This is a genomic window from Mesorhizobium sp. M4A.F.Ca.ET.022.05.2.1 (genome assembly GCF_003998845.1).
Classification (GTDB): Bacteria; Pseudomonadota; Alphaproteobacteria; order Rhizobiales; family Rhizobiaceae; genus Mesorhizobium.
Genome location: NZ_RZOJ01000496.1, coordinates 1 through 3,993, shown reverse-complemented (window position 1 = coordinate 3,993; position 3,993 = coordinate 1). Strand labels below are relative to the sequence as shown.

The window sequence follows — 3,993 nt, the reverse complement described above, 5'->3', positions numbered from 1 at the left end:
ATCTTGACCGAGGAGATCGACAGCGCCGTGCCGAGGAACAGGCCGGCGACGAGGCGCTCGCCGCCGCTGGCGAGCAGCGATTCCGGCATGAACTGCGCCGCCACGAAGCCGAGCATGAAAGGCACCGCAACGCCGGCGGCGGAGATGGAAAAGCAGGCGCGGCCGACCCGGCGCACCAGCCTGAGATCGGTCTCCATGCCGGTGAGAAGCAGAAGCATCAGCACGCCGAGCTGGGCGATGGCATTGATCATCGATTTCTGCGCGGCGTCCCCGGTAAAGACCAGCCGCTCCGCCGCCGGCCATAGCCAGCCGAGCAAGGAAGGACCAAGCAGGATGCCGCCGATGAGCTGCCCCATCACCGCCGGCTGACCGATGCGCTCCAGCAATTCGCCGATGCCGCGGCCGACAAGCAGCAGCAGGATCACTTCCAGGACGAAGATGCCTTCGCTGGACATGCCGCTTTTTTCGGCGGCGAAGGCGACTGCCGTCATTGGAAGGAACGCCGCCGCCGCAAGCGCGATCGTCCAGCGCCGGCTGAGTATGAAGGACAATTTCTGCACCCCTCAATTATGCCTGGCGATAACGGTTTGGCGAGAGCTTCGGTTGCACGCAAGACATCCTTCCCCGCCCGACGGCAGTGTGGGAGAGGCGGACCGGCGAAGTCGAGACAGAGAGGGGCAGCGCCCCGCGAAGCCCCCTCTCCGTCCGCTTTGCGGACACCTTCCCTCGCTTTGCGGGGGCGAGGAAGGCTCCCTACAATTCGATTCAAATGCGGCTGTGGATGTTTGCATTCGGGTAAAGCGACTCGAGCATCTTCGCGACACGGCGGGCAATAAGGAGAAGCTAATGAAAAGCGACTTTGCCGCCGCTCGTCTGCACCTCGAGCGGGCCGGCCACTATCTGCGCGGCGATGACGAGACCAGCCACACGACGCTTGCGGCGCTCGATCTCTTGGTGGAGGCGATCACGGTGGCCCAGTATGCGCGGCCCGTGGCCGAAATCGTGCCGTTTCCGAAGGCCGCCGGGCAGAGATAGGCAGCAGGCCGAGCGGCGGCCAGTCATGTTCAGCCGGGGCCGATCAAGTCCGTCATTGCCTCGATGACTTTGCCCGCCGCCGCTCCGGTCGCTGACCGGTCATTGACCAGGATCGAAGTGCGAAACGGTATGTCGAGATCGATCTCTTTCAGCACCAGCCCGAACTCGGAATAGAAGCCCGCTGTGAACGGATCGACGACCGCGAGCGAAGGACTGCCCCTGACTAGCGCGCAGGCCAGGAAAGACTGGAAGATGTCGGCGACCGTATTGGCGGCGGTCGCTTCCAGCAGCTTGGCGCCGTCGCGGTTGCGCCGGAAATAGAGCTCGCCGAGCGAGACGAAGGGATAGAGCTTGAAATCCTCGAGCCGGATCCGCTCGCGACCGGCAAGCGGATGGGTTTCATCCATCACGCACACACTGTTGCGCCCGAAGGTGGCCACGCATCTGGTGTCCAGGAAGGAAACGCCGGCGTCCACCACCCCGACGTCGGCCAGGCGTGAGGCGACGGAGGCGACGATCTCCGTCGAGCTGCGCACCGCGATCGTGGTTCTCGCTTCCGGAAAACGGGTTCTCAACTGCCGGATTGCTTCCGGCACGATGTGGAAGGACAACGCCGCCAGGGTGCCGATGCGAACGACGCCGCGCTTCAGCTCGCGGATCTCCTGCGCGGCCATGATCAGGTTGCGCGCACCGTGGAAGGTCTTGCCGACCTCGCCATAGAACAGCAGGCCCTGCTCGGTCGGCACCAGCCGGCCGTGCGAGCGGTCGAACAGGCTCAGCCCGGTATCGATCTCCAGTTCCTGCAGCAGGCGGCTGACGCTCGGCTGCGATATGTTGAGCGCCGCCGCTGCGCCCGACACCGAGCCGGCCACCATCGTTGCCTCGAAGGCCTCGAGCTGGCGAACGCTAAGTCCGGAAAAGCGCATCTCTTTCTCCCGGTATAGGTTTAGCACATACCGGACGAAAATCTTGATCTTTGATTCCGCTCGGTTTCCGGCCCTAGCTATGCGCCAGGCAGAAACGGACGGAGCCGTCGTGAAGCGAGCCAACCTCATCTTCATCTGCGCCGATCAGATGCGCTACGACGCGCTCTCGGTCACCGGCAATCGCGTTGCCCACACGATCAACATCGACCACATAGCGGCGCGCGGCGCGACCTTCCACCGCCACTTCACCCCCAACCAGATCTGTTCGCCGAGCCGCGCGACAATGGCGACCGGGCTCTATCCGCGCCACCACGGCCTGTGGCGCAACGGCGTGGCGCTCGACGAGCGGCTGCCCAATCTGTGGCAGGCGCTGGCGCGTGCGGGATACGCGACCAGGGGCGTCGGCAAGCTCCACTTCCAGCCGCTGCTTGCGCCCGCCGAACGCGACATGCCGGAATCGCTCGCCTATTGGGAAAGGCCCGGCAGCGAGGACTGGAGCGGCCCCTATTTCGGCTTCGACGGCGTCGACCTCGTCATGGGCGAGGCCAATGAATCCACCCGCGCCGGTCACTACGCGGCCTGGCTCAGGCGGAACCATCCCGAGGTGGTGGACCTCTACGAGCCGGAAGCGGACGGAGAGAGCCGGGCCGACGACCTGAAGGAAGTGTGGAAAAGTGCGGTGCCGCCGGAACTGCACTACACCAGCTGGATCGCTGACCGGGCCATTGACTTCATCGAACGCCAGGGCAGACGGTCGGAGCCGTTCGGCCTGTTCGTCTCGTTTCCGGACCCGCATCACCCGTTTTCTCCTCCCCGGCCCTATTGCGACCTGTTCCGGCCGGAGCGGATGCCGAGGCCGGCCATCCGAGCGGGCGAGTTGGAGCGCATGCCGGCCTATCTCGGCGAAGGCGACGATCCACGTAAGGAGCCTTACATCGCCAGCGGCGAGCCGCCGCGCGAACAGGGTTTCCTGGTGCGCACCGACGCTATTTCCGGCGCGACGCTGGCCACCGCGATCGCCCACACACATGGCATGATCCAGATGATCGACGATGCCGTCGGGCGGCTGCTGGAGGCGCTGGCCGACGCCGGCGTGCTGGAGAACACCTATGTCCTGTTTACTGCCGATCACGGCGAACTGTTGGGTGACCATGGACTGTTGCGCAAGGGGCCGCCACCCTATCGCCAGTTGCTGCAGGTGCCGCTCGTGCTGTGCGGCCCGGGAATTCCCGCCGGCAACAGCCTCGATGCACTCACCAGCCATCTCGACCTGTTCCCGACGGTCGCGTCGCTGCTCGGCCTGCCGGCGCCTACCTCCGACGGCGTCGACCTCACGCCGCTAATCGACGGGCGGGCGAGTGACGTGCGTGATTTCCTGTTCGCCGAATACCATCCCCGCCGGGATCAATGCCTCTACAACCAGTCGATCATTTCCAGGGAGTGGCGGTTCACCCGCTACCCGAACCAGCCGGCATGGGGCGAGCTTTTCGATCTTCGTGAAGATCCCTGGGAGCATTGGAATCTGTTCGCAGAGAAAGGCTTCAGCGACCGGGCGCACGCGCTGAATGCGGTTCTCGATCAAAGGCTGCCGCCGCGGCCGCTGATACCGAATGAAGTTCTCGGCGCCTACTGAACCAGCAAAGGGGGAATGACATGCACGATAAGATCACGTCCTTGATCCAGGGCGGCATGGAGCGCCGCCGCTTCCTGCAGACCGCGGCCGTCACGGCGCTCGCCACGGCGGCGTTCCCACGTGCTGGCCTTGCCGAGGCGCCGCGCAAGGGCGGCGTGCTGCGCCTGGGCCTCAACGGCGGCAGCTCCGCCGACACGCTCGATCCGACGCAGCTGATCGGCACCTTCTCCATCAATGTCTCGCGCCAGGTCTACAACACGCTGGTCGAGATCGGCGACGACGGCAAGCCGGCGCCGGAACTGGCCGCAAGCTGGGAAACCAGCGACGGCAACAAGCGCTGGATCCTCAACCTGAGGCCCGGCGTGCAGTTCCACAACGGCAAGGCCTTCGACGCCGAGG

General features: G+C 65.1%; 5 protein-coding genes. 3 read left to right on the top strand and 2 right to left on the bottom strand.

What is annotated here, in order from left to right:
• Positions 1 to 551: cation:proton antiporter (locus tag EN745_RS31370; protein ID WP_348630980.1), on the bottom strand; the 551-nt coding region annotated here is incomplete at its 3' end.
• Positions 552 to 846: 295 nt separating this feature from the next.
• Here EN745_RS31370 and EN745_RS31365 point away from each other — a divergent pair.
• Complete coding sequence (locus tag EN745_RS31365; RefSeq protein ID WP_126055300.1) at positions 847 to 1,035, top strand: hypothetical protein; 189 nt, start codon at positions 847 to 849, stop codon at positions 1,033 to 1,035.
• A gap of 29 nt (positions 1,036 to 1,064) precedes the next feature.
• On the opposite strand, the gene EN745_RS31360 is transcribed toward EN745_RS31365, so the two are convergent.
• Positions 1,065 to 1,961, bottom strand: coding sequence for a LysR substrate-binding domain-containing protein (locus EN745_RS31360; protein WP_189363217.1), 897 nt, complete (start codon positions 1,959 to 1,961; stop codon positions 1,065 to 1,067).
• A gap of 109 nt (positions 1,962 to 2,070) precedes the next feature.
• On the opposite strand from EN745_RS31360, the gene EN745_RS31355 reads away from it, so the two are divergent.
• Positions 2,071 to 3,594 (top strand): sulfatase-like hydrolase/transferase, encoded by a 1,524-nt coding sequence (locus EN745_RS31355; RefSeq protein ID WP_189363216.1) that lies wholly within the window; start codon positions 2,071 to 2,073, stop codon positions 3,592 to 3,594.
• Positions 3,595 to 3,614: 20 nt separating this feature from the next.
• Positions 3,615 to 3,993, top strand: a 379-nt coding sequence (locus EN745_RS31350) for an ABC transporter substrate-binding protein (RefSeq protein WP_127423033.1), incomplete at its 3' end; no start/stop codon positions are given.

Coding starts and splice junctions, on each gene's coding strand:
- EN745_RS31365 (WP_126055300.1), top strand. CDS start 847: ATGAAAAGCGACTTTGCCGCCGCTCGTCTGCACCTCGAGCGGGCCGGC.
- EN745_RS31360 (WP_189363217.1), bottom strand. CDS start 1,961: ATGCGCTTTTCCGGACTTAGCGTTCGCCAGCTCGAGGCCTTCGAGGCA.